Origin of the sequence: Streptomyces reniochalinae (assembly GCF_003323735.1) — a bacterium.
GTDB classification, from domain to species: Bacteria; Actinomycetota; Actinomycetes; order Streptomycetales; family Streptomycetaceae; genus Streptomyces; species Streptomyces reniochalinae.
The window spans coordinates 1-24,510 of record NZ_QOIM01000018.1; the positions used below are offsets into that span (position 1 = coordinate 1).

19 protein-coding genes are annotated in these 24,510 nt (G+C 73.9%); 15 read left to right on the forward strand and 4 right to left on the reverse strand.

Going from position 1 to position 24,510, the window contains the following annotated elements; genetic code table 11:
* A partial coding sequence (locus DQ392_RS00830) for an HAD hydrolase-like protein (RefSeq protein ID WP_114013494.1) occupies window positions 1-780 on the forward strand: 780 nt, incomplete at its 5' end.
* A 52-nt stretch (window positions 781-832) separates the two neighbouring features.
* On the opposite strand, the gene DQ392_RS00835 is transcribed toward DQ392_RS00830, so the two are convergent.
* Together DQ392_RS00835 and DQ392_RS00840 are read right to left on the reverse strand one after the other, a co-directional pair.
* The gene (locus DQ392_RS00835; RefSeq protein WP_114013495.1) at window positions 833-1,720 is read right to left on the reverse strand and encodes a siderophore-interacting protein; all 888 of its coding nucleotides are present in this window, start codon (window positions 1,718-1,720) and stop codon (window positions 833-835) included.
* A gap of 115 nt (window positions 1,721-1,835) precedes the next feature.
* Window positions 1,836-2,870 (reverse strand): ABC transporter substrate-binding protein, encoded by a 1,035-nt coding sequence (locus tag DQ392_RS00840; RefSeq protein WP_114013678.1) that lies wholly within the window; start codon window positions 2,868-2,870, stop codon window positions 1,836-1,838.
* Window positions 2,871-3,037: 167 nt separating this feature from the next.
* Between DQ392_RS00840 and DQ392_RS00845 the strand changes: the two genes are divergently transcribed.
* The 6 genes from DQ392_RS00845 (at window position 3,038) to DQ392_RS00870 (ending at window position 8,535) form a co-directional block, all read left to right on the forward strand.
* Complete coding sequence (locus tag DQ392_RS00845) at window positions 3,038-4,114, forward strand: FecCD family ABC transporter permease (RefSeq protein ID WP_114013496.1); 1,077 nt, start codon at window positions 3,038-3,040, stop codon at window positions 4,112-4,114.
* Window positions 4,111-5,142, forward strand: a complete 1,032-nt coding sequence (locus DQ392_RS00850; RefSeq protein ID WP_114013497.1) for a FecCD family ABC transporter permease — start codon at window positions 4,111-4,113, stop codon at window positions 5,140-5,142. The genes DQ392_RS00845 and DQ392_RS00850 overlap by 4 nt, the downstream gene beginning before the upstream one ends.
* 89 nt (window positions 5,143-5,231) lie before the next feature.
* Complete coding sequence (locus tag DQ392_RS00855) at window positions 5,232-6,080, forward strand: ABC transporter ATP-binding protein (protein WP_245981015.1); 849 nt, start codon at window positions 5,232-5,234, stop codon at window positions 6,078-6,080.
* A gap of 89 nt (window positions 6,081-6,169) precedes the next feature.
* Window positions 6,170-6,736 (forward strand): hypothetical protein, encoded by a 567-nt coding sequence (locus tag DQ392_RS36105; protein ID WP_425470450.1) that lies wholly within the window; start codon window positions 6,170-6,172, stop codon window positions 6,734-6,736.
* 3 nt (window positions 6,737-6,739) lie between these two features.
* Window positions 6,740-7,546, forward strand: a complete 807-nt coding sequence (locus DQ392_RS00865) for a TlyA family RNA methyltransferase (RefSeq protein WP_114013498.1) — start codon at window positions 6,740-6,742, stop codon at window positions 7,544-7,546.
* A 50-nt stretch (window positions 7,547-7,596) separates the two neighbouring features.
* Entirely contained in the window at window positions 7,597-8,535 is a 939-nt protein-coding gene (locus DQ392_RS00870) for an NAD kinase (RefSeq protein ID WP_114013680.1), read from the forward strand.
* 60 nt (window positions 8,536-8,595) lie between these two features.
* On the opposite strand, the gene DQ392_RS00875 is transcribed toward DQ392_RS00870, so the two are convergent.
* A complete protein-coding gene (locus DQ392_RS00875) occupies window positions 8,596-10,050 on the reverse strand; it encodes a S41 family peptidase (protein WP_245981017.1) in 1,455 nt (484 codons plus the stop codon).
* A 248-nt stretch (window positions 10,051-10,298) separates the two neighbouring features.
* Between DQ392_RS00875 and recN the strand changes: the two genes are divergently transcribed.
* Both recN and DQ392_RS00885 read left to right on the forward strand, forming a co-directional pair.
* Complete coding sequence (gene recN, locus DQ392_RS00880) at window positions 10,299-12,041, forward strand: DNA repair protein RecN (RefSeq protein WP_114013500.1); 1,743 nt, start codon at window positions 10,299-10,301, stop codon at window positions 12,039-12,041.
* A 302-nt stretch (window positions 12,042-12,343) separates the two neighbouring features.
* Window positions 12,344-13,582 carry a glycosyltransferase family 4 protein gene (locus DQ392_RS00885; RefSeq protein ID WP_114013501.1) on the forward strand — a complete coding sequence of 413 codons (1,239 nt, stop codon included), beginning with the start codon at window positions 12,344-12,346 and terminating at the stop codon, window positions 13,580-13,582.
* Between the two features lie 152 nt (window positions 13,583-13,734).
* Here the strand turns inward: DQ392_RS00885 and DQ392_RS00890 are convergent, their stop codons facing one another.
* The gene (locus DQ392_RS00890) at window positions 13,735-15,567 is read right to left on the reverse strand and encodes a glycoside hydrolase family 15 protein (protein ID WP_114013502.1); all 1,833 of its coding nucleotides are present in this window, start codon (window positions 15,565-15,567) and stop codon (window positions 13,735-13,737) included.
* 415 nt (window positions 15,568-15,982) lie between these two features.
* Between DQ392_RS00890 and DQ392_RS00895 the strand changes: the two genes are divergently transcribed.
* The 6 genes from DQ392_RS00895 to DQ392_RS00920 all read left to right on the forward strand — a co-directional run bounded on the left by DQ392_RS00895 (window position 15,983) and on the right by DQ392_RS00920 (window position 24,487).
* The gene (locus tag DQ392_RS00895; protein ID WP_114013503.1) at window positions 15,983-17,632 is read left to right on the forward strand and encodes a CTP synthase; all 1,650 of its coding nucleotides are present in this window, start codon (window positions 15,983-15,985) and stop codon (window positions 17,630-17,632) included.
* 5 nt (window positions 17,633-17,637) lie between these two features.
* Window positions 17,638-18,276 (forward strand): NUDIX domain-containing protein, encoded by a 639-nt coding sequence (locus tag DQ392_RS00900; RefSeq protein ID WP_114013681.1) that lies wholly within the window; start codon window positions 17,638-17,640, stop codon window positions 18,274-18,276.
* A gap of 259 nt (window positions 18,277-18,535) precedes the next feature.
* Window positions 18,536-20,869, forward strand: a complete 2,334-nt coding sequence (locus DQ392_RS00905) for a tetratricopeptide repeat protein (protein WP_114013504.1) — start codon at window positions 18,536-18,538, stop codon at window positions 20,867-20,869.
* 224 nt (window positions 20,870-21,093) lie between these two features.
* Complete coding sequence (gene ald, locus DQ392_RS00910; RefSeq protein WP_181856219.1) at window positions 21,094-22,218, forward strand: alanine dehydrogenase; 1,125 nt, start codon at window positions 21,094-21,096, stop codon at window positions 22,216-22,218.
* Between the two features lie 548 nt (window positions 22,219-22,766).
* Complete coding sequence (locus DQ392_RS00915) at window positions 22,767-23,831, forward strand: ParA family protein (RefSeq protein WP_425470451.1); 1,065 nt, start codon at window positions 22,767-22,769, stop codon at window positions 23,829-23,831.
* Window positions 23,828-24,487 carry a hypothetical protein gene (locus DQ392_RS00920; RefSeq protein ID WP_114013506.1) on the forward strand — a complete coding sequence of 220 codons (660 nt, stop codon included), beginning with the start codon at window positions 23,828-23,830 and terminating at the stop codon, window positions 24,485-24,487. Before DQ392_RS00915 ends, DQ392_RS00920 begins: the two co-directional genes overlap by 4 nt.
* Window positions 24,488-24,510: the final 23 nt, after the last annotated feature.

Consider the following 24,510-nt stretch of genomic DNA (forward strand, 5'->3'; position numbering starts at 1 on the left):
GCCCAGGCGGTCGCGCTCGTCGCCGAACAGCTGCCCGAGGGCGCGCGCGTGCTCGCCGTCGGCGCCGAGGGGCTGCGGGTCGCCCTTCGAGAGCGCGGCCTGACCGTCGTCGAGTCGGCCGACGACGAGCCCGCCGCCGTGGCGCAGGGCTACGGCGGGCCCGGCATGGAGTGGGGGCGGCTGGTGGAGGCCGCGCTGGCGGTGCAGCGCGGCGTGCCGTGGTTCGCCTCCAACACCGATCTGACCATTCCCAGCGGGCGCGGCATCGCCCCGGGCAACGGCTCGGCCGTGGAGGTCGTACGGCTCGCCACCCGCTGGATGCGGCGCCCGCCCGAGCCGCAGGTCGCGGGCAAGCCGCTGCCCCCGATGCACCGGGAGTCCATCATCCGTACCGGGGCGAAGCGGCCCCTGGTCGTCGGCGACCGGCTCGACACCGACATCGAGGGGGCACACGCGGGGCGCGTGGACTCGCTGCTCGTCCTCACCGGCGTCACCGACGCGGGAGCGCTGCTGGCCGCGGGGCCCGTGCACCGCCCCACCTACGTGGCCCGCGATCTGCGCGGCCTGCTGGAGCCGCATCCTGCGGTGAGCGGTGCCGCCGGCGCGGGCTTCACCTGCGGCGGCTGGACGGCGCGCGCGGAGGCGAGCCGGTTGCGGCTGGAGGGCGAGGGCGGTCCGGCGGACGGGCTGCGGGCCCTGTGCGCGGCCGCCTGGTCGGCGGCGGGCGAGGCGCCGTGCCGGCTCGACGCGGAGGAGCCCCTGGCCCGGCTGGGGCTGTGAGCCGCACGGGGCGGGAGGGGCCGCGAAGGGCCGCGGCCCCCGTGGGGGAGGATCAGGCGGCGGTGGTCGCCAGCGCCTCGGCCACCAGCTGCTCCTCCGTCGCACCGAGCCGCCAGTAGCCGGTGAACTTGACGGCCCTGCGGTCGAATCCGCGCTCGCGCACCAGGTGGCGCCGCAGCGTCTTGACGGTGCCTGACTCGCCCGCGAGCCAGGCGTACGGCGTCCCGCCGGGCAGCCGCGCGGAGCGGACCGACTCCACCATGCGCTCCGTCCGCGGCGCGCCGGGCGCCTCGTCGCGCACCAGCCAGGTGATCCGCGCGTCGGAGACGGTCGGCAGGTCCTGGACGTCATGGAGGTGCGGCACCTCGGCGAACACCCGCACGGGCATGCCGGCCGGCAGCCACTCCAGGATGGCGCCGAGGGCGGGCAGCGCCGTCTCGTCGCCGCTCAGCAGCACCCAGTCGGTGCCGGCGGGCGGGCGGAAGTCGACGCCGCCGTTGTCCTCGACGACGGGGCCGAGCAGCGTGACCCGGTCACCGGGGGCGGCGCGCAGCGCCCAGCGGGAGGCGGGGCCGCTCTCGCCGTGCAGCGCGAAGTCGACGTCGAGCTCGTCGGCGGCACCGTACTCGCTGCCTCGCCGCAGGGCCCGCACCGTGTAGCTGCGCATGATGCCGCGGATGTTCTCGTCCATCGCGCGCCAGGCCGGGAACCAGGACTCTCCCGCCTCGGTGGGCACCACCGGCGCGGTCTGGCCCGGCTGGGGCAGGAACAGTTTGAAGCGCTGGTCACGCCCGCCGGAGGCGAAGCAGTCAAGACCCTCGCCGCCGAAGGTGACCCGCAGCATGGTCGGGCCCAGCGCTCGGGTCCGTACGACGTGCAGGTCGAAGAACTGGAACGGTGCGGCGGCGGGCGCGGGCCGCGCCTGGGAGACCTGGCTCATCGTCTCTGCTCCTCCCGTGAGGGTGTGCGGGCCGAAGGGCGTGCGGGCGGCCTGCCCGCCGCCGTTCAGCGGTGTGGCGGCGGCCCCGTTCCGTCGCGGGGCCTCCGGCGGCCGGTCAGCGGAGCTTCTTGGCCTTCTCGATCGCCTCTGCGAGGTCCTCCAGCAGCGGCGCGGCACCCGCGTAGGAGAAGCGGGGCTCGGCCGCCCACTGTGCGACCTGTCCGGCCTTGACGGCGGGAAGGTCGTTCCAGGACGGCTTCGACGTGAGCGCCTTGGGCTGGAGGGACTGGGTGCGGTTGTCCAGGATGATCAGGTCGGCGTCGTACTTGTCGGCGTTCTCCCAGCTCAGCTCCTCGAAGAAGCCCTGCTTGTTGAGCTTCTTGGGGGTGACGAGGTCGACGCCGAGCTCCTTGAAGTACGTCAGGTCGGAGTTGGCGGCCGGGTGCGAGACGTAGAACAGGTCGGCGGCGCCGGCGGCCGCCATCACGCGGATGCCGCTCTTGGCGGCCTTGCGCAGCCGCTCGGCGGCCTTCTCGAAGCGGGTCTTGGCCTCCGCGTTGGACTTCGACTTCAAATCCGCGCCGAGCGACTCGGCGAGCTTGCCGAACTGCCGGATGACCTCGACCATCGACACGTGCGCCGCGTTCATGGCCACCTGCGGCGCCAGCTTGAAGATCTTGTCCTTGCTCTCGGCGGGGACGTAGAAGAACTCGCCCTTGACGTACATGTTGCTGATCAGCAGCTCGGGGCGGGTCTTGGCGTACTTCTCCAGGTCGAACTCGCCGAAGGCGTTGCCGATGATCGACAGTTTGGAGATGTCCATGTCGCCCGCGAGGACGTCGGGCTCGCCGTTCTTCTGTTTGGTCGGCCCGAAGACGCCGACGACCTTGTCCCGGACGCCGAAGTCCCACAGCGCGGCCGCCGTGCCGACGTAGGCCACGATGCGCTCGGGAACCGCGTCGAGGCTGACCTTCTTGCCCCGGCCGTCGGTGAAGGTCCAGCCGTCGCCCTTCGAGCCGCCGCCCGAACCCGAACCCGAGCCCGACCCCTCGCCGCCGCAGGCGGCCAGCAGTGCCCCGAGACCGGTGACGCCACCCGCGGCCAGCAGGCCGCGGCGCGAAAGGTGGGGGAGGGAGGAGGAGCTGGGCATCGTCACGGGCCTTCTTCCACGTTGCTGAGGACACACCGCGGGCATGCCGCGGTGCGTGACTGCGGGGCGGCCATGGGACCGCGTTCGCAGTTAGGCTAACCTAACCAAAGTCGTTGTTGTCCAGTGGCCGGGCGGTCCCCTCTCCTGGCCCCGACCGGAGCGCGTACGTGACTCTCACCAAGTCCCCGAAGGTTCGCGGGGGTTCGGCGGCCGGTCAGCCGCCGGACGCCGAACCGGATCGGCCCGAGCGCGCACGGGCGCCCCTCGCGCGCGCCGCCGGACTGCTGGCTTCGCTGCTTCTCCTGCTGGCCGTCCTGCTGCTCAGCCTCGCCTTCGGCGCCCGCCCGCTCTCCCTGGGCGAGGCCTGGTCGGGGCTGGTCGACAGCGGCTCGGCGAGCTGGACCGTCGTCCACGAGATGCGGCTGCCCCGCACCCTCCTCGGCCTGCTGGCCGGTATCGCGCTCGGCCTGGCGGGCGGCGTGATGCAGGCGCTCACCCGCAACCCCCTGGCCGACCCCGGGCTGCTGGGCATCAACGCGGGCGCCGCCGCGGCCGTCGTCACCGCGATCTCCTTCTTCGGGGTCGCCGGCTACACCGGCTACATCGGGTTCGCCTTCCTGGGGGCGGCCGCCGTCTCCGTGCTCGTCTACGCCGTCGGCGGCGGCCGGGGCGCCACCCCGGCCCGGCTCGCGCTCGCGGGTACGGCGCTCAACGCCGCGCTGGTCTCCTACGTGAGCGCCGTCCAGCTCATGGACACCGCCTCGCTGGACCGGATGCGGTTCTGGCAGGTCGGCTCGCTGGCCCGCGCCCAGGACGCGACGGTCACCTCGGCGCTGCCCTTCATCGCCGTCGGCGCCGTCGTCGCCCTGGCGCTGGCCCGGCCGCTCAACGCGCTCGCCCTCGGCGACGACGCGGCCCGCGCCCTCGGCTCCCGGCCCAACCGCACCCGTGTCGCCGCCATCGTGGCCATCACCCTGCTGTGCGGAGCGGCCACCGCCGCGTGCGGGCCCATCGTGTTCGTGGGGCTGATGGTGCCGCACATGGTGCGCGCGCTGACCGGACCCGACCAGCGCTGGATGCTGCCGTACTGCGCCGTACTGTCCCCTGTGCTGCTGCTGGCCGCCGACATCCTCGGGCGCGTGCTGGGACGGCCCAGCGAACTCCAGGTCGGCATCGTGACCGTCGTGCTGGGCGGCCCCTTCTTCCTCTACTTCGTGCGCAGGCGGAGGGTGGCACAGGCATGAGCGTCATACGCACCCCCGGCGGCCTGTCCGTCAGCTACCGGCCGCGCGCGCTGCTCGTCGGCGCGGGCTGCGTGGTGCTCGCGGTGGTCGCCGCCGTCCTGGCGATCGGCAGCGGCGAGTACCCGATGGCGCCGGACGAGGTGGTCCGCACCCTGATCGGCCAGGGCGACCCGGCGGACGCCTTCATCGTCAACGAGCTGCGGCTGCCGCGTACCGTCACCGCGCTGCTCGTCGGCGCGGGTCTCGGCCTGTGCGGAGCCGTCTTCCAGGCCGTCGTGCGCAACCCGCTCGGCAGCCCCGACATCCTCGGCTTCACCACCGGGGCGTCCGCCGGGGCGCTGGTGGTCATCGTGCTGGCGGGTGGCGGCAGCGCGTTCCTCGCGGGCGGCGCCGTCGTCGGTGCGCTGGTCACCGGCGTACTGATCTACGCCCTCGCCTGGAAGGGCGGGCTGCACGGCTTCCGGCTGGTCCTCGTCGGCGTCGGCATGACCGCCATCCTGACCGGCGTCAACAGCTACCTGATCACCCGCGCCGACATCACCGACGCCTCGCGCGCGGTGCTGTGGATGACCGGCACCCTGGACGGGCGCGGCTGGGACGACGTACTGCCGCTCGCCATCGGCATGGCGGTCCTCGTCCCGGTGGTACTGCTCGGCTGCGCGCGAGCGCTGCGGATGATGGAGATGGGCGACGACGCCGCCGCCGCGCTCGGTGTCCGCGTCGAGCGCACCCGGCTCGCGCTGCTGGGCGCCGCGGTCCTGCTGGTGGCGCTCTCGGCCGCGGCGGCAGGCCCCGTCGCCTTCGTCGCCCTGGTGGCCCCGCAGGTCGTCCGGCGGCTCACCAAGTCGCCAGGACCCAACCTGCTGCCCTCGCTGTGCATGGGCGCGGCTTTGCTGATCTGCGCCGACCTGGTCGCGCAGCGCGCCTTCGGCGGCCATCAGCTGCCGGTCGGCGTGGTCACCGGCGTGGTGGGAGGCGGCTACCTGGTGTGGCTGCTGGCCACCGAACGCAAGGCGGGACGGATATGAGCGGCCGCACCGGCGCGAACGGTCTCCCGGGCGCGCGCGGCCGTACGGACACCGACGCACGAACGGACACGACGGAGGCGGGCACGGTAATGACGACCGCGACAGACGCGAAGGACCGGGTCGCAGGCGACGGCGCCGCGCAGCAGGACACCACGGCTGCCCGGCTCACGGGCCGGAACCTCACCCTCGCCTACGACCAGCGCACCATAGCCAGCGAACTGGACGTGGCGGTGCCCCACCAGTCCTTCACGGTGGTCGTCGGCCCCAACGCCTGCGGCAAGTCCACGCTGCTGCGGGCCCTCTCCCGGATGCTCAAGCCCACCAGGGGACAGGTGCTGCTGGACGGCGAGGACATCGCCGGCATGCAGGCCAAGGCGCTCGCCCGCACCCTCGGCCTGCTGCCCCAGTCCTCCATCGCGCCCGACGGCATCACCGTCAGCGACCTGGTCGCCCGCGGCCGCTACCCGCACCAGGGACTGCTGCGCCAGTGGTCGCGGGACGACGAGAGCGTGGTCGCCGAGTCGATGGCGGCCACCGGCGTCGACGACCTCGGCGACCGCTTCGTGGACGAGCTGTCCGGCGGCCAGCGGCAGCGCGTGTGGATCGCCATGGCCCTCGCTCAGCAGACGCCCCTGCTCCTGCTGGACGAGCCCACCACCTACCTGGACATCGCCCACCAGATCGAGATTCTCGACCTGTGCGCCCGGCTGCACGAGGAGGAGGGGCGCACGCTGGTCGCCGTGCTGCACGACCTCAACCACGCGGCCCGCTACGCCACCCACCTGATCGCGATGCGCGACGGCCGGATCGTCGCCCGGGGCGAGCCGCGCGAGGTCGTCACCGCGGAGCTGGTCGAGGAGGTCTTCGGCATGCCGTGCCGGGTCATCGACGACCCGGAGACCGGCACCCCGCTGGTGGTGCCCGCCGCGCGGCGCTGAGACCGCCGCCCGGAGTCCGGTACGAGGGATTCCGGGTGCCGCGGATCGCGGTCGCCCCCGATGTCGGACCCGGGAGGTAGCGTCGGGGCATGAGCGAGTTCGCGCAGGAGGCCGGGCCCCGGCACGCCCCCGACCAGCACCGGTTCGAGGACGGCAGCGAGCGGCACCGCCCGCCGGAGCGCCGCGGAGCGTACGAAGCGTCCGAGCCGCGGGAGGCCGCTCCCGCGGCCGGGCCCGCTGCCCCCTCCGCCGCCGCTGCCGGCGCCGGGCCCGACGCTGGAGAGGACCCCGCGGACCCGGAAACCGCCGCCGCGGCCGGTGCGGCGCAAACGGGAACCCCGGAGGCCGGTGCGGGAACGTCCGACGAGCCGACGGCCGGTGCGGGTGCGGCCGCCTCCGAGTACCCTTCCGAAGGGCCGGAGACCGGCTCCGGCGACCCGGAGGCCGACCCCGGCGCGGCGGAGGACGACGGTCCTCGGCCGCTGGGCGTTCCCCGGCGCCCCACCGGGTACGGCCCCGTCGACGGGCGGATGAAGCGGCTGGAGGACGCCGACCACCTCGCCGTCTCCGGCCACCAGGGGGTGTACGAAGATGTCCACCGTGGCCTGCGGGAGACGCTGGCCGCGCTGGACCGCCCCCACACCCCCCGGAGCTGACCCGTGGCACGACGCCGACTCGACGCGGAGCTGGTGCGCCGAAACCTCGCTCGTTCGCGGGAGCACGCCGGCCAGTTGATCGCCGCCGGCCGTGTCACGGTCGGCGGCAACGTCGCGGCCAAACCGGCCACCCAGGTCGAGACCAGCGCCGCCCTGGTCGTGCGGGAGGACGCGAGCGACCCGGACTACGTCTCCCGGGGCGGCCACAAGCTCGCAGGCGCCCTGGAGGCGTTCGTCCCCCGCGGGCTGCGGGTGGAGGGCCGCAGGGCGCTGGACGCGGGCGCCTCCACCGGCGGTTTCACCGACGTGCTGCTGCGCGCCGGCGCCGGCCACGTGGTCGCCGTGGACGTCGGCTACGGGCAGTTGGCCTGGTCCTTGCGCAGCGACCCGCGGGTCACCGTCAAGGACCGCACCAATGTCCGGGAGCTGACGCTCCGGGACCTCGACGAGAAGCCCGCGGAACTCGTGGTGGGGGATCTGTCGTTCATCCCCCTGGGGCTGGTGCTGCCCGCGCTCGTCCGCTGCGCCGTGCCGGAAGCCGATCTCGTGCTCATGGTGAAACCGCAGTTCGAAGTGGGCAGGGAAAGGCTGGGCAGCGGCGGTGTCGTCCGCAGCCCGTCGCTGCGTGCCGAGGCGGTCCGAACGGTCGCCGGGCACGCGGCCGCCCTGGGTCTGGGCGCGCTGGGTGTCACCTGGAGCCCGCTGCCGGGGCCCTCGGGAAACGTCGAATACTTTCTGTGGCTGCGCGCCGGGGCCGACGACCTCGACCCGGCCGAAGTCGAGCGAGCGGTGGCGGAGGGGCCCAAGTGACCGAGGACAGCCGAACGACGACGCCCTCCGGCAGCACCGGCGCGGGACCGGTGCCCCCCGCCGCGGCGGCCGACGACCGTACGGTCTTCCTTCTCGCCCACACCGGCAGACCGGCTGCCGTCCGCAGCGCCGAGCTGGTCGTCCAGGGGCTGTTGCGCTGCGGCATCGGCGTGCGGGTGCTGGACGACGAGGCCGCCGACCTGCCGCTGCCCGACTCGGTCGAGGCAGTCGCCGCCAAGCCCGGCGCCGCCGAGGGCTGCGAGCTGCTGGTGGTGCTCGGGGGCGACGGGACGCTGCTGCGCGGCGCCGAGTTCGCCCGCGCCTCCGGCGTGCCCATGCTCGGCGTCAACCTCGGCCGCGTCGGCTTCCTCGCCGAGGCCGAACGGGACGACCTCGACAAGGTCGTCGACCGCGTCGTCTCCCGCGCCTACGAGGTGGAGGAGCGGATGACCCTCGACGTCCTGGTACGCAACGGGGGCGTCACCGCGCAGGGCCGCAGCGGCGGGCACGTCGTGCACGCCGACTGGGCGCTCAACGAGGTCTCCGTCGAAAAGGCCGCACGGGAGCGGATGCTGGAGGTCGTCATCGAGGTCGACGGCCGCCCCGTCTCCAGCTTCGGCGGGGACGGCGTGGTGTGCGCCAGCCCCACCGGCTCCACCGCCTACGCCTTCTCCGCGGGTGGGCCCGTGGTGTGGCCCGAGGTGGAGGCGCTGCTGATGGTGCCCATCAGCGCCCACGCCCTGTTCGCCAAGCCGCTGGTGACCGCGCCGGATTCGGTGCTGGCCGTCGAGGTGCAGCCGCAGACGCCGCACGGAGTGCTGTGGGCCGATGGGCGCCGCAGCGTCGAACTGCCGCCCGGGGCGCGGGTGGAGGTGCGGCGCGGTGCCGTCCCGGTGCGGCTCGCGCGGCTGCACCACGCCTCGTTCACCGACCGCCTCGTCGCCAAGTTCGCCCTGCCCGTCACCGGCTGGCGAGGCGCCCCGCGCTGACCGGCGGGGCCACCTTCGCCGACAGCGGCCAAGCGCGCCGTGGCTTCCGCCGGCCTCCTGTCATCCTTCGGGCCGACGCCCGCCCAGCAGGTGGCGGGCCAGGCCGAGGGCGGAGTCCCGGTGGTGGGCGAACTCCTCCTCGGTGAAGACCGGGGTGCGGTGACGGGGCGGGATGCCCGTGACGTCGAACGTGCGGCCACCGCGGGTACGGAACTCCTCGTTCGGCAGTACGAAGCTCCAACCGCCCGGCAGCGAGCGTTCCATCGTGTCGGAGAACACCCCCTGGGTGTTCTCACCGATCAGCACGGGCGCGGAGCGGCGGTCGAGCAGCGCCTGGGTGAAGGTCTCACCCGCGCTGACGGTCAGCCGGCCGGTCAGCACCGCCACCGGACCGGTGAAGACGGGGCCGTGGTGCGGGCGCACGGTCACCGGCTGCTCCGCGGTGAAGCCGCGGGGGTCCGCCGGATCGTTGCGGGCGCGCTTCGCGTAGGCACGGTAGGCCCGGTCGGTCAGCCGGGCGGCGACGCGCAGTCCGAGCCGGTCCGAGCCCCCGGCGTGGAAGCGGACGTCGACGATCAGCCCCTTCATGCGCCGTACCCGGTGTGCGGTGAACACCTTGTCGAGCGCCTTGTCCATCGTCCGCGTGTCCCCGGCGAAGTCGCCCTTGTCGGTGAGGTCCTGCAAGCGGGTGAGCCGCAGGTAGCCGGTGCCGTCGGGAAGGTCCGCGAAGGAGACCGCCCCCTGGCCCCAGGTGTGCAGGGGAACCCCCACCGCCCGGGAGGTCGCTTTGTCGATGCGGGCGATCGACTGCGGCGTCGGGGCGGGGGTGCCCTGCCGCCTGCCCGCGTAGCGGCGCTCGCCCGCGATCAGCGCCGTGTGCGCGTCGTGCAGCGGCGCGATCATCGCCCGCAGAATCGCGAAGAGCCGGGCGTCGGAGGTGTCCCGGGTGACCTTCGGCCGCCAGCGCGCGCGTGCGGCCTGCCAGTCGACGCCCCGCCGTGCGAAGAACGGGTAGTTCTCCGCGTAAGTGCGCCAGAAGACGTCGAAGACGGCCCGCGGGTCGTCCTCGGGCTTTTGTGCGCACCGCCGCGGCAGCTCCGTGATCCGGTGCAGGGTCCGCCACCCCACACCGTCGGCGAACCGGAGCCGGGCCTCTCCGGCCCCTCGGGGTTCGAGGGTGACGGGTGCTGCGTCCGCGACGTCGTACGTCCTTGTGCCGCTCACCGCGGCCGCACCCGCTCGGCGGCCCGGCGTCCGCTCGGTGCCCCGCAGGGTGCCCGGCAGGCAGCTCGTCCGCGTCGTCTCGTACGTGCGCAGCTTGCCCTTGCCGACCGTGACGAGGAGCCCGTAGCCGTCCATCCGCCACAGCCCCGCCACTCGGCCCGCCGTGTGTGAGGCCGCATGCGCCGGAGCGGACGACGTGGCGGGCCGCGACGGCCCGCAGCCGGCGACGACCAGCACGCCGACGACCGCCGGCACACCGACCCGGGCGGCTACCCGGCGCGTCCCGGACAAGTGCGGTCCAACCGTGATCAATCGGCGCAAGTACGGCCTGATACGGCGATGCCCTGGGAAGCGGCGTGAACCTTGTGAAACGTCCTGAAACCTCATGAAGGACCCCGTGCATACGTGCGGAAACTGGGACGCCGCGGGCTGTGCGAACCCCCGCGGAGGTGCTGTCCGGCAGCCTGCCGGAGCCGGTGCCCTCCCACGATCCGGCTACCACCCCGACCACAGGTGTGGCCACCACGAGGGAACCTCGTATGGTCGTATCCGTGTTGGAGGAGATGCGGATCAAAGCCCTGGGCGTGATCGACGACGCCGTTGTCGAGCTGTCGCCCGGCTTCACCGCGGTGACAGGTGAGACCGGCGCGGGCAAAACCATGGTCGTCACCAGCCTGGGACTGCTGCTGGGCGGACGCGCCGACGCCGCTTTGGTGCGGGTCGGTGCCAAGGCGGCCGTCGTCGAGGGGCGGATCGCTGTGGAGCCGGAGGCGCCGGCCGCCCGCCGCGCCGAGGAGGCGGGCGCCGAGCTGGACGAGGGCGCCCTGCTGCTCAGCCGCACCGTCTCGGCCGAGGGCCGCTCACGCGCGCACGTGGGCGGGCGCTCGGTGCCGGTCGGGCTGCTGGCGGAGCTGAGCGACGACCTGGTGGCCGTGCACGGCCAGACCGACCAGCAGGGCCTGCTGCGCGCCGCCCGGCAGCGCGAGGCGCTCGACCGCTACGCGGGGGCGGCCGTGGCCGGGCCGCTGACCGCCTACCGCGACGCCTACCGCAGGCTGCGCACCGTCGCCGCCGAGCTGACCGAGCTGACCACCCTCGCCCGCGAGCGCGCTCAGGAGGCCGACCTGCTGCGCTTCGGCATCCAGGAGATCGAGGCCGCCGAGCCGCAGCCGGGTGAGGACACCGACCTGGCGGCCGAGGCGGAACGCCTCGGGCACGCCGAGGCCCTGGCCTCCGCCGCCACCACCGCGCACGGCGCCCTGGCGGGCGACCCCGCCGACCCGGAGGGCGTGGAGGCCGCCACCCTCGTGGCGGGGGCCCACCGCGCGCTGGAGGCCGTAAGGGCCCACGACCCCGCGCTCGCCACGCTCGCCGACCGGCTGGGCGAGGTGCACATCCTCATCTCCGACATCGCCGGCGAACTGGCCGGCTACGCCGACGACCTGGACGCCGACCCGCTGCGGCTGGCCGCCGTCGAGGAGCGCCGCGCGGCCCTGGCGCAGCTCACCCGCAAGTACGGCGAGGACCTCACCGCCGTGCTCGCGTGGGCCGGGCAGAGCGCCGAGCGGCTGGCCGAACTGGAGGGGGACGACGACCGGATCGGCGAGCTGGGCGCGGAGCGCGACGCGCTGCGCACCGAACTGGCCGAGCTCGCCCGTACGCTCACCGAGGCCCGCACGGACGCCGCCAAGCGGTTCGCCGACGCCGTCACGGAGGAGCTGGCCGAGCTGGCGATGCCGCACGCGCGGGTCTCCTTCGACCTCAAGCACACCGAGGACCCCGACGGGCTCGAGGTGGAGGGACGCACTCTCGCGTTCGGCCCGCACGGCACCGACGAGGTCGAACTGCTGCTCGCGCCGCACCCGGGCGCTCCGCCCCGGCCCGTGGCCAAGGGCGCGTCCGGGGGTGAGCTCTCCCGCGTGATGCTCGCGGTCGAGGTGGTCTTCGCCGACTCCGATCCCGTACCGACCTACCTGTTCGACGAGGTGGACGCGGGCGTCGGCGGCAAGGCGGCCGTCGAGGTGGGCCGCAGACTCGCGCGGCTGGCCAGGTCGGCGCAGGTGGTGGTCGTCACGCACCTGCCCCAGGTCGCCGCGTTCGCCGACCGGCACCTGGTGGTGCACAAGACCGACGACGGTTCTGTGACCCGCAGCGGCGTGCGGGCGATGGAGGGCGAGGACAGGGTCCGTGAGCTCTCCCGGATGCTCGCGGGCCAGGAGGACTCCGAACTCGCCCGCGCGCACGCCGAGGAGCTGCTGGAGGCGGCCCGCGCGGGAGGCTGAGCCGGGCGCTGGGCCGCGCCGCCCGCGAGGGAACACGCGGGTGGCGCACACCGGGCCGGGCCGGCCGGGCTGGGCCCGAGCCGGGGGCCCACGGGAGGGCGTGCGGCGGCGCGGGCGGGCGGCGCCTCGAAGCCGGCACCGGCGCGCGGCACGGCGTGCGCGCCGTCCCCCGTGTGAGTGAGAGTGGGTGAGCGCCGCCGTGCTGTGGCGCCGACCGGGCCCGCACCGCGGCGTGCCCCGCCGGCGTCACCTGGCATCCTGGGCAGACCTCCCCACCCGCCACCGGAGAAAGCCCGCATGCCGTGAGCCCGAGCCGCACCCCCGCCCCGCGCCGGTCACCGGTCGGCGCACGGTCGACGCACGCCGTGCACGTGCTGGGCGGCACCGAGGGCCCCGGCGGCGAGGAGGGCCCCTCGGCGGACACGACGGCCTACGCGCGCTCCCTCGCCCAGGGGCTGACCGCCCGCGGCGCACGGATCACGGTCTGCTCCCGGCACGACCCCACGCTGCGGCACGCCTTCACCGGAACCGGAGCGGACGTGCGGGTGCTGCGGGGCCGCACGGAGGCGGAGACGGCCGTCTCGCTGCGCGCCGTGTGCCAGGACGCCGACCTCGTGCACGCACACGGGCCGCACGCCGGGCTCCTGGCCGCTCTCGCGCTCGCCCCCGGTCGCCGGTGCACCCCCCTCGTCGTCACCTGGCACGCCCCGCCGGGCCCCGGCCCAGGACCAGCCCGTGCCACCCGCGCCGACGCGGCCCGCGAGCTGGTGGTCAGGCTGCTGGCCCGGCGCGTCGCCCGCACGGCGACCGTCGTGCTCGGCGCCACCACGGCGCTGGTCGACGCGGCGCGCCGCAGCGGCGCCCGCGACGCGCGGCTGGCCCCCGCGCCCATCCCCTTCGACGGACCGCACGCGGGTCCGCCCGACGGCTCGGCGGACGAGGCGGCGGACGGCGCGGAGGCGCTGCTCCACAAGGTGCGCGCGGGCATCGGCGCGCTCGACCGGCCGCTGGTCATGGCCGTCGGGCGCCTGGACGGCCGGCGCGGGCACGACACGGCGCTGACCGCCTCCCGCGCCTGGCGCGGGCTCGACCCGCCGCCGCTGCTCGCCCTGGCGGGGGAGGGGCCGCAGCGGGCCGCGTTGCAGGGCCGTATCGACCGCGAGGCGCTGCCCGTCCGGCTGCTGGGCCGGCGCGACGACGCGCTGCGGCTGCTGGCGGGCGCCGACGTGGCGCTGGTGCCGGGCCGCTGCCAGGGCCGCTCGCTGGTCGCCCAGGAGGCCCTGCGCTCCGGCGTGCCGCTGGTGGCGGCCGACGGCGGCGGCGTCCCCGAACTCGTCTCGGACGCCGCCGTGCTGGTGCCCTGGGGTGACGCCGACTCGCTGGCGGCCGCGGTCCTGACCCTGCTGACCGATCACGACCGCCGTGCGGAGCTGTCCAGGGCGGGCCGCGCCCGCGCCCGTACGTGGCCGGACGAGGACGACGCCGCGGCCCAGGTCCTCAGCCTCTACGACGAGCTCACCCAGGCCGCCGCCGGACGCTGACCCCGAACGCCGGCGCCTACCGGCTCGCCCGTCCGCGGGGGCCGTGGCCCCCGCGGACACAGCAGTGCGCCCGGTCCGCCTGTGCGCGCCCGGGCGCTCTCACTCCGGATCTCCGCCGGGCCCCGGACCTGTGGATCCAAGGCCCCGGCGTCTCAGACCCCGTAGGCCCCCGAGGCGGTCAGCCGCAGGGCCGTGTCGATCAGCGGGACGTGGCTGAAGGCCTGCGGGAAGTTGCCCACCTGCCGTTGGTTCGCGGAGTCCCACTCCTCGGCCAGCAGGCCCACGTCGTTGCGCAGGGCCAGCAGCTTCTCGAACAGCTTCCGCGCCTCGTCGACCCGGCCGATCATGGCCAGGTCGTCGGCGAGCCAGAACGAGCAGGCCAGGAAGGCTCCCTCCTCGCCCGCGAGGCCGTCCACGTTCTCGCACGGCTCGCCGTCGGGTCCTGCCTCCGCGCTGGTCGGGTAGCGCAGCACGAAACCGTCCTCGGTCGACAGCTCGCGCTGGATGGCCTCGATGGTGCCGATGACCCGCTTGTCGTCCGGCGGCAGGAAGCCCATCTGCGGGATCAGCAGCAGCGAGGCGTCCAGCTCCCGGGAGCCGTAGGACTGCGTGAACGTGTTGCGTTCCTTGTCGTAGCCCTTCTCGCACACCTCGCGGTGGATCTCGTCGCGCAGGGTGCGCCAGCGCTCGACCGGGCCGTCCACGTCGCCCGCCTCGATCATCTTGACCGTACGGTCGACGGCCACCCAGGCCATCACCTTCGAGTGGACGAAGTGCCGGCGGGGCCCGCGCACCTCCCAGATGCCCTCGTCGGGCTCGTCCCAGTGGTCCTCCAGATAGCCGATGAGCTTCAGCTGGAGGAGCTGCGCGTAGTCGTTGCGGGCCAGACCCGTCATGTGGCCCAGGTGCAGGGCCTCGACGACCTCGCCGTACACATCGAGCTGGAGCTGGCCCGCCGCGCCGTTGCCGACGCGTACCGGCTTGGAGTCCTCGTAGCCGGGAAGCCACGTCAGCTCGGCCTCGGACAGCTCGCGTTCGCCCGCGATGCCGTACATGATCTGGAGGTTCTCCGGGTCGCCCGCCACCGCGCGCAGCAGCCACTCGCGCCAGGCCCGCGCCTCCTCGCGGTATCCGGTCCGCAGCAGGGAGGAGAGGGTGATGGCCGCGTCGCGCAGCCAGGTGAAGCGGTAGTCCCAGTTCCGCTCCCCGCCGATCGCCTCGGGCAGCGAGGTGGTCGGTGCGGCGACGATCCCGCCGGTCGGCGCGTAGGTGAGCGCCTTCAAGGTGATCAGCGAACGGACCACGGCCTCCCGGTAGGGCCCGTGGTAGGTGCACGTCTCGACCCAGTCGCGCCAGAACTCCTCGGCGACGTGCAGCGCCTCCTCCGGCTCGGGGAGCGGCGGCGGCTCGCGGTGCGACGCCTCCCAGCTGATCGTCAGCGCCACCCGGTCGCCGGGGCCGACGGTGAAGTCGGAGTAGGTCGTCAGGTCCTCGCCGTAGCTGTCGACCTCGGTGTCCAGCCACACGGAGTCGGGTCCGGCGACGGCGGCGGTGCGATCGTCGAGCTTGTGCACCCACGGCACGACCCAGCCGTAGGAGAACCGCATCCGCAGCGCCGAGTGCATCCGCACCCGCCCGCTGACCCCCTCCACGATCCGCACCAGCTTGGGCGGGTGGTTCTCGCGCGGAGGCATGAAATCGATGATGCGGACGGTCCCCCTGGGGGTGTCCCATTCCGACTCCAGTACGAGGGAGTCCCCCCGGTAGCGGCGGCGGTCGGCCCGTGGCGGGTCGCCGCCCGCGGGGTGGGCCGGGCCCACTCGCCAGAAGCCGTGCTCCTCGGTGCCGAGGAGGCCCGCGAAGACGGCATGGGAGTCGAAGCGGGGCAGGCAGAGCCAGTCCACCGCTCCGTCTCTGCCCACAAGGGCAGCCGTCTGCATATCCCCGATGAGTGCGTAATCCTCGATGCGCCCAGCCACGTGCATCTCCAGTCGAACGAAAACGAACGGCGACGCCCCCGTGGGACGTGCTGGTTGACCTGTGTGTTTCTGCCTGTCCTTGGCAAGTGTCCGTGCAGGATACGACGCTGGGATCCCTTCCGCCCGACGGTCGGCTGAGTCCGGCTGCGCCGATGGGGTGACCTTCGCTACCGCGTTCACCTGCTGCGACTCCACCGTCACCCTGGGGGGCGTGTGACGGCTTCCCCGGCGGCCCCGCCGACCTCGGCAGCGGCACCGGCCCCGCGGCACTGTTACGCTGGTAGCCCGTGGAGCGGTGGGCCGCGAACGCGATCTGTTCGAGACGGCAGCCCCCCGAACCGCAGCGAGGCCCCACCCGGACACCCCTCCAGGATGCAGCCTCCGCACCCCACCAAGCGACCACGGGAGCCCCCTCTTGGCCATGCCGCCTACGTCCATGACGACCAAGCACCTCTTCGTCACCGGGGGGGTCGCCTCCTCGCTCGGCAAGGGGCTCACCGCCTCCAGCCTGGGCGCCCTGCTCAAGGCCCGGGGCCTGCGGGTCACCATGCAAAAGCTCGACCCCTACCTGAACGTCGACCCGGGCACGATGAACCCCTTCCAGCACGGAGAGGTGTTCGTCACCAACGACGGCGCCGAGACCGACCTGGACATCGGCCACTACGAGCGGTTCCTCGACGTCGACCTCGACGGCACCGCCAACGTCACCACGGGCCAGGTCTACTCCACCGTCATCGCCAAGGAGCGGCGCGGCGAGTACCTGGGCGACACCGTGCAGGTCATCCCGCACATCACCAACGAGATCAAGAGCCGCATCCGCCGCATGGCCACCGACGACGTGGACGTCGTCATCACCGAGGTCGGCGGCACCGTCGGCGACATCGAGTCGCTGCCGTTCCTGGAGGCCGTCCGCCAGGTCCGCCACGAGGTAGGCCGCGACAACGTCTTCGTCGTCCACATCTCGCTGCTGCCCTACATCGGCCCCTCCGGCGAGCTGAAGACCAAGCCCACCCAGCACTCCGTCGCAGCGCTGCGCAACATCGGCATCCAGCCCGATGCGATCGTGCTGCGGGCCGACCGGGACGTGCCCGTCTCCATCAAGCGGAAGATCGGGCTGATGTGCGACGTGGACGACGCGGCCGTCGTCGCCTGCAAGGACGCCCGCTCCATCTACGACATTCCCAAGGTCATCCACTCCGAGGGCCTGGACGCCTACGTCGTGCGCAAGCTCGACCTGCCCTTCCGCGACGTGGACTGGACCCAGTGGGAGGACCTGCTGCGCCGCGTCCACGAGCCGGACCACGAGGTCACCGTGGCGCTGGTCGGCAAGTACATCGACCTGCCCGACGCCTACCTCTCGGTCACCGAGGCGCTGCGCGCCGGCGGCTTCGCCAACCGGGCCCGCGTCAAGATCAAATGGGTCACCTCCGACGACTGCCGCACCCCCGAGGGCGCCAGGCGCCAGCTCGGCGACTGCGACGCGGTCTGCATCCCCGGCGGCTTCGGCGAGCGCGGTGTGGACGGCAAGGTCGGCGCCATCACCTACGCCCGCGAGAACCGTGTCCCCCTCCTCGGCCTGTGCCTGGGCCTCCAGTGCATCGTCATCGAGGGCGCCCGCAACCTGGCCGGTATCGCCGACGCCAACTCCACCGAGTTCGACCGGTCCACCGCGCACCCGGTCATCTCCACCATGGAGGAGCAGCTCGACATCGTCGCCGGCGAGGGCGACATGGGCGGCACCATGCGGCTGGGCATGTACCCGGCCAAGCTCGCCGAGGGCTCCCTCGTCCGCGAGGCCTACGACGGCGAGCCCTACGTCGAGGAGCGCCACCGCCACAGGTACGAGGTCAACAACCACTACCGCACCGAGCTGGAGAAGACGGCGGGGCTCGTCTTCTCCGGCACCTCGCCCGACAACAAGCTGGTCGAGTACGTCGAGTACCCGCGCGAGGTCCACCCCTACCTGGTGGCCACCCAGGCCCACCCGGAGCTGCGCTCCCGCCCCACCCGCCCGCACCCGCTGTTCGCCGGGCTGGTCAAGGCCGCCGTCGCGCGTCAGCAGGGAGAGTGAGCACCATGGCCAACCGCATCTCCGACACGCCCGAGGAGTGGGAGGTCACCGCGACCTCCACCCCGTTCCAGGGCCACAAGACCGGCGTGCGCACCGATCAGGTCGTCATGCCCGACGGCTCCGTCGTCGGCCGCGACTACCAGACCCACCCCGGGTCCGTGGCCATCCTCGCCCTCGACGAGCAGGACCGCGTCCTGGTCGTCAACCAGTACCGGCACCCCGTGCGCGAGAAGCTGTGGGAGATCCCCGCCGGGCTCCTCGACGTACCCGGCGAGAACCCGCTCGCCGCGGCGGAGCGCGAGCTGTACGAGGAGGCGCACACGAAGGCCGAGGACTGGCGGGTCCTCGTGGACGTCTACACCACCCCCGGCGGCAGCGACGAGGCCGTGCGGATCTTCCTCGCCCGGCAGCTGTCCGAGGTCGAGGGCGAGCGCTTCGAGGTCTCCGAGGAGGAGGCCGACATGGAGGTCGCGCGCGTTCCGCTGGAAGAGCTGGTGCGCGGCGCTCTCGCCGGTGAGCTGCACAACAACTGTCTCGTGGTGGGGTGCCTCGCGTTGAGCGCCGCGCTGGCGAGCGGGGGCGGTCCCGGAGCGCTGCGAGCGGCGCAGGCGCCGTGGCCGGCCCGGCCGTTCGAGGCGCGGTAACCCCACGCGTCGTCCCCCACGCGGGGGCTCCGCCCCGGCGGTGGCCCCCTCGGGGGCCGCGTGCCCGCCCCCTCGCGCGTCGGCGGGCGCAGGGGCACCGCGTGCTCTCCCGCCCGGAGGCGGGCGGCCGTGAGCCGGTGTGGTGATTTTCGAGGCGGTGGGGGCGGTTGTCGGCCCCTGCCCGCGGTACGCGGTGAACTACGCTCGCCAGTGATGCGTCTCGCGCACACCAGGTGAACAGCGAACGGGAGCGTAGCCCGTGACAGACCAGGCGGTGGAGCCCGCAGCGAAGGGGCCGAGCCCCCACCCGTTCACGGGCCGCGGCCGCGAACTGAGCGCACTGCGCCAGGACATCGAGCGCGTCGGGCTGCACACACTGTCCGGGCGGCCCCCGCCGCACTGCCGCATCCTGCTGATCGCCGGTGCGCCGGGATCCGGCCGTACCGCCCTGGCGGAGGAGTTCGTGCGGCGGGTCGCCGACCGCTACCCGGGCGGAGTGCTGCGGGCCCGCCTCACCGATCCGGGCGGCGTCCCCGTGCCGACCGAACGCACCGCGCGCGACCTGCTGGCCGCGCTGGCCGGGACCGGCACGTCCGGGCAGGCCGCTTCCCGGCCGCGCCAGGACGCGGCGCCCGCTCCCGCTCCCGGTGCCGACGAGGCGACCGTCGCCGAGGCCTTCCGCTCCGCCCTCACCCGCCGGGGCCGCACCGTGCTGCTGCTGGACGACGTGGCGGACTCCGAGCAACTTCTCGACCTGGTCCCGGCAAGCCGCGACTGTCTCGTCGTCGCCGTCGCCACCGGCCCGCTGACCGACGTACCCGACGTACGGCCCTGCACCCTGGGGGGCCTGGAGCGAGCCGCTTCCGTGGCGCTGCTGGCCCGGCACGCGGGCTCCTCACCCCGCTTCACGGTGGACCCGCGCAGCGCGGAGACGCTCGCCGAGCGGTGCGGCGACCTGCCCGCGGCGCTGACGCTGATGGGGGGCTGGCTGGCCTCCCGCCCCATGCTCTCCGTCCTGCAAGGCGCCCGGGCCCTCTCCGAGGCGGCCGCCGGGCCCGGGGAAGCCGAGCCGGAGGACGGCGGCGGCTGTGAAGGCCAGGAGGCGGACGGGGCGGGTGCCGCCGCCGGGCCCCGGGCCGGCCCCGGCGCGGAGCCGGAGGAGGACGCCGAGCCCCGCGGCCCGTCCGCGGCCGGGGAGACGGCCGGCGCCGAACGGACGACGGCGCAGGGAACCCCCGAGCCGCTCGTGCGGGCTTTCCAACTGGTGCACGGCTCACTGCCACGCTCCTCCGCGCGGCTGTTGCGGCTGCTGGCGCTCGCGCCGGCCGGATGCCTGGACCCGCAGACGGCGTCGTCGCTCGGCGGCTGCTCGGTGAGCTGGGCGTGCCTGGCACTGGATGAGTTCGTACGGCTCGGACTGCTGCGCGCGCTGGGCGGGGACCGCTACCAGGTGCCGGGCTGTCTGGATCCGCTGCTGCGCGCCGAGCTCGCGGCGCACGAGCGCCCCGCCGAGACGATGCTGGCGCGGGCCCGGATGCTGGAGCGGCTGGTACGTCAGCTCCAGGCCTGCCGCGCGGTGTGCGAGCCCGCCGGTTCGCCGGGGCGTGAACGGATGGCCGGGATGGAGCGCGGGCTGCGCTTCGCCCACCGTGCCGAGGCCCGCTCCTGGCTCCAGGCGCGGCGTCCCGCGCTGCTCGCGGCGGCGCGGATGGCCGTCGCGGAGGGCGGTGGCGAGCTGGACACGCTGGCCCGGCGGCTGGTCTCCGCGCTGGCCCGCGCCTTCGACGCGCACCGGGACCCGGAGGAGGCCGCGCCCGAGCTCTACCGGCTGCACGAGTTGGTGCTCCGGGTGGCCGAGCGGGGCCGCAGGCACCGGGAGCGGGCGGCGGCGCTGTTCAACCTGGGGGATCTCGACGCGGACACGGGCCGTTTCGAGGACGCGCTGGTGCGCTACCGCGCGGCCCTGGACGCCGCGCGTAAGTGCGGGGACGAGTGGGCGGCGGGCCGCGCCATGGAGTCGCTGGCCGGCTGCTACGCCGAACTGGAGGACTGGGAGCGGGCCGCCGACTGGTACGGCAGGGCGCTCGCGCTGCGGCTGACCCGGGGGGAGCGCGCCGACCGTGAGGCCGCGGCACGGCTCCACGGCCGGATCGGCGCGGTCCACACCTACGCCGAGCGCTGGGACGAGGCACTGCGTGCCTGGCGCGCCTCGGCCGCGGCGTTCCGCAGGCTCCGTGAGCCGGCGGCGCAGGCGCGTGCGCTGGCGGAGGTCGCCCGCGTCCAGGAGTGCGCGGGGCGCCCGCACGAGGCGCTGCGCTCGGGCGACCAGGCGCTGGCGGCGGCGCGCGGCGCGGCCGACGGGCGGCTCGAGGCGGCGCTTGAGCTGCGCGCGGCCGGAGTGTGTGAGCGGGCCGGCCACCCGGGTGCGGCCCGGCGGCACCGCGCGGCGGCGGAGCGGCTGCTCAGCACGTTGCCGCCGCCCCGCTCCGAGGGCGCGGCGGCCGGCGGGGCCGGCCGGGACGGTGGTGGGGCCCAGACGGCCGCGGCGGAGGGCGAGCGGGGACCGGCGGAACCGGGTGCAGGGGGCGCGTAGGGCCGTGAGGGGGCTCACTGAGCGCGCTTCGGGTGCGCGTGGGCTCGGGCCGGACACCCCGCAACCTGCGAAACGTATAGCGATAACGAAAAAGATCGACCGTTTGTAAGGCTAGACAGCTCAGCCTCCTTAATTAGACTGGTCGAGCCGCGGTCCCCCCGGGTGTCTCCGAGCATGCGCGACCCGGCGTCTCTACTGCCTTCTGCACCCTTGAGTGAAGGACCGTGATCGACGTGAAGGTCGGTATCCCCCGCGAGGTCAAGAACAACGAGTTCCGCGTCGCCATCACCCCTGCCGGGGTGATGGAACTGGTCCGGAACGGCCACCAGGTGTTCGTCGAGAAGAACGCCGGAGCGGGCTCCTCCATCCCCGACGGCGAGTACGCCGCGGCAGGCGCCGCCGTCCTGGAGACCGCCGACGAGGTGTGGGCCACCGGGGACCTGCTGCTCAAGGTCAAGGAGCCGGTCGCCGAGGAGTACCACAGGCTCCGCGAGGACCAGACGCTCTTCACCTACCTGCACCTGGCCGCCTCCCGTCAGTGCACGGACGCGCTGCTCAAGGCCGGCACCACGGCCATCGCCTACGAGACGGTCGAGCTGCCGAACCGCACGCTGCCGCTGCTCGCCCCGATGTCCGAGGTCGCCGGGCGCATCGCCCCGCAGGTCGGCGCCTATCACCTGATGGCCTCGGCGGGCGGCCGCGGCGTGCTGCCCGGCGGGGTGCCCGGCGTCGAGCCGGGACGTGCGGTCGTCATCGGCGGCGGTGTCTCCGGCTGGAACGCCACCCAGATCGCCGTCGGCCTCGGCTTCCACGTCACGCTGCTCGACAAGGACGTCAACAAGCTCCGCGAGGCGGACAGGATCTTCGGCACCCGGGTGCGCACCATCGCCTCCAACGCCTTCGAGCTGGAGCGTGCCGTGCTGGAGGCCGACCTGGTCGTCGGCGCCGTGCTCATTCCGGGGGCCAAGGCCCCGAAGCTGGTCACCAACGACCTGGTGTCCCGGATGAAGCCCGGAAGTGTTCTTGTCGACATCGCGATCGACCAGGGCGGCTGCTTCGAGGACTCGACGCCGACCACGCACGCCGAGCCGACCTTCCCGGTGCACGACTCGGTCTTCTACTGCGTCGCCAACATGCCGGGCGCGGTGCCGAACACCTCCACGTACGCGCTGACCAACGCGACGCTGCCCTACATCGTGGAGGTCGCGGGCCGCGGCTGGCGCGAGGCGCTGCGCCGCGACCCGGCGCTCGCCAAGGGTCTCAACACCCACGGCGGCGAGGTCACTTACGGCTCCGTCGGCGAGGCGCACGGCCTGCCGGTGCGGGACACCGCCTCGCTGCTCGGCTGAGGCGCGCGCCCGTCGAGGTCAGGGGGCCCGGGGAGGAGGCCCCCGGGTGGGATGCCGGGCCGCGACGCCGCCCGGTCAACCCCTCAAGTCAACGTCGGCAACATCACGTCACCGTCCGCACCTTGCCGCCAGGGTCCGGACGGTGACGTCGTCATGAGCCCGTACGGCAACGCCAATTCGCGGCAAAAGTAACTGTCTCACCGATTTGCCCACCGGTGAATCGGCCCGGGTGTCACCCGGGGGCCTCTTGACACAAGGGGGCTCGCATACCGACACATCGTGCCGTCTCCGGCGGATTGTGTTGCTGCGGACCGCCGACACGCCATAGAGTCGCCAACCGTCGGCATGGTGTCACGCTGACTAGTCGAGAAATTTCCTGGTCACCTTAGGAGGTAAGACGACTTGTGAACGAGTCGACATTTTCTCCCGGGGGTGGTCAACCAGGAGCGCCTGCACTCGGCCAGGGGCCCTCGGGCCCCACAGGGCCCGAGGGTGTCGGCTCCGTCGCTGTCCGCACCTTCGCAGCCCACCACAACCCGACGCACACCATGACAGCCAACCAGAGCACGGACGGCCAACACGTGAACGCCACGGCCGGCGACGCTACGAACGGTCAGTCCGCCGGGCGTTTCGCCGACTACACCGATCCGCACTACGACCCCAACTACGGCGAACTGCCCGAGGGGCACTTCTACGACCCGGACGCGGAGTACGAGCCCGATCCGGAGTACGCGGCCACGCTCGCCCCCGACGCGGCGCGCCAGCGGCGTGAACGCATCGGCCCGACCGGGCGCCCGCTGCCGTACTTCCCGATCCCCGGACCGGTCAACGAGCACGGTCCGGCCAAGATCATCGCGATGTGCAACCAGAAGGGCGGGGTCGGCAAGACGACCTCCACCATCAACCTGGGCGCCGCACTCGCGGAGTACGGGCGGCGCGTGCTGCTGGTCGACTTCGACCCGCAGGGCGCCCTCTCCGTCGGCCTCGGCGTCAACCCGATGGAGCTGGACCTGACGGTCTACAACCTCCTGATGGAACGCGGCCTGGCCCCCGACGAGGTGCTGCTGAAGACCGCGGTCGCGGGCATGGACCTGCTGCCCAGCAACATCGACCTGTCGGCGGCCGAGGTCCAGCTCGTCAGCGAGGTGGCCCGCGAGTCCACCCTCCAGCGCGCCCTCGGCCCGCTGATGAGCGACTACGACTTCATCGTCATCGACTGCCAGCCCTCGCTCGGCCTGCTCACCGTCAACGCGCTGACCGCGGCGCACAAGGTGATCGTCCCCCTGGAGTGCGAGTTCTTCGCGCTCCGCGGTGTCGCGCTGCTGACCGAGACGATCGAGAAGGTCCAGGAGAGGCTCAACCCGGAGCTGGAGCTCGACGGGATCCTGGCGACGATGTACGACTCGCGCACCGTGCACAGCCGTGAGGTGCTCGCCCGCGTCGTCGAGGCGTTCGACAACAACGTCTACCACACGGTCATCGGGCGCACCGTCCGGTTCCCCGAGACGACCGTCGCGGGCGAGCCGATCACGACGTACGCCTCCAACTCCGTCGGCGCCGCCGCCTACCGCCAGCTCGCCAGGGAGGTGCTCGCCCGGTGCCACGCCGAGTGAGTCTCCCGGCAGCCGACGAATTGTTCCGTACGACCGGTGGCGCCGCGGTCCAGTCGTCGGCGCCGCAACAGGGGCCGCCCGCACAGGTCGGCCAGGTGAACGGCGAGACGGCGCCGCCCCCGCAGGGGGCCACAGGCGGCGCCTCGTCGTCCACCGCGCCGAAGGTACCCGCGCCGTCCCCCGAACCCGCGGCCGAGTCCGGCGGCGGCGAGGACACCGCGGCCGACGAGTCCGGCAGCCACACCGCCCCCGGTCCGGCCGAGCACGCGGGCCGCCAGGGCCGCGGCACCGGCAAGCCGGAGGCCCAGCGCGCCACCACCCCGCCCCAACAGGCGGCCCCCGCACAGGGCGAGCGTCCCGCACGGCGGGGCGGCGGCACCAAGAACCGCCAGGCCCAGGCGTCTTCGGCGGCCCCACGACGCGGACGCGCGGCCCGCAGGCCCAGCGGGCGTGAGCGCCACGACGAGAAGATCACCGTCTACGTCTCGGCCGAAGAGCTGATGGACCTCGAACACGCGCGCTTGGTGCTGCGCGGCGAACACGGGCTCGCCGTCGACCGCGGCCGTATCGTCCGCGAAGCGGTCGCCGTGGTCCTCGCCGACCTCGAATCCCGCGGAGACGCGAGCATTCTCGTACGGCGGTTGCGCGGGCGCTGACCTGCTTGCCAGTACGCTGCCTG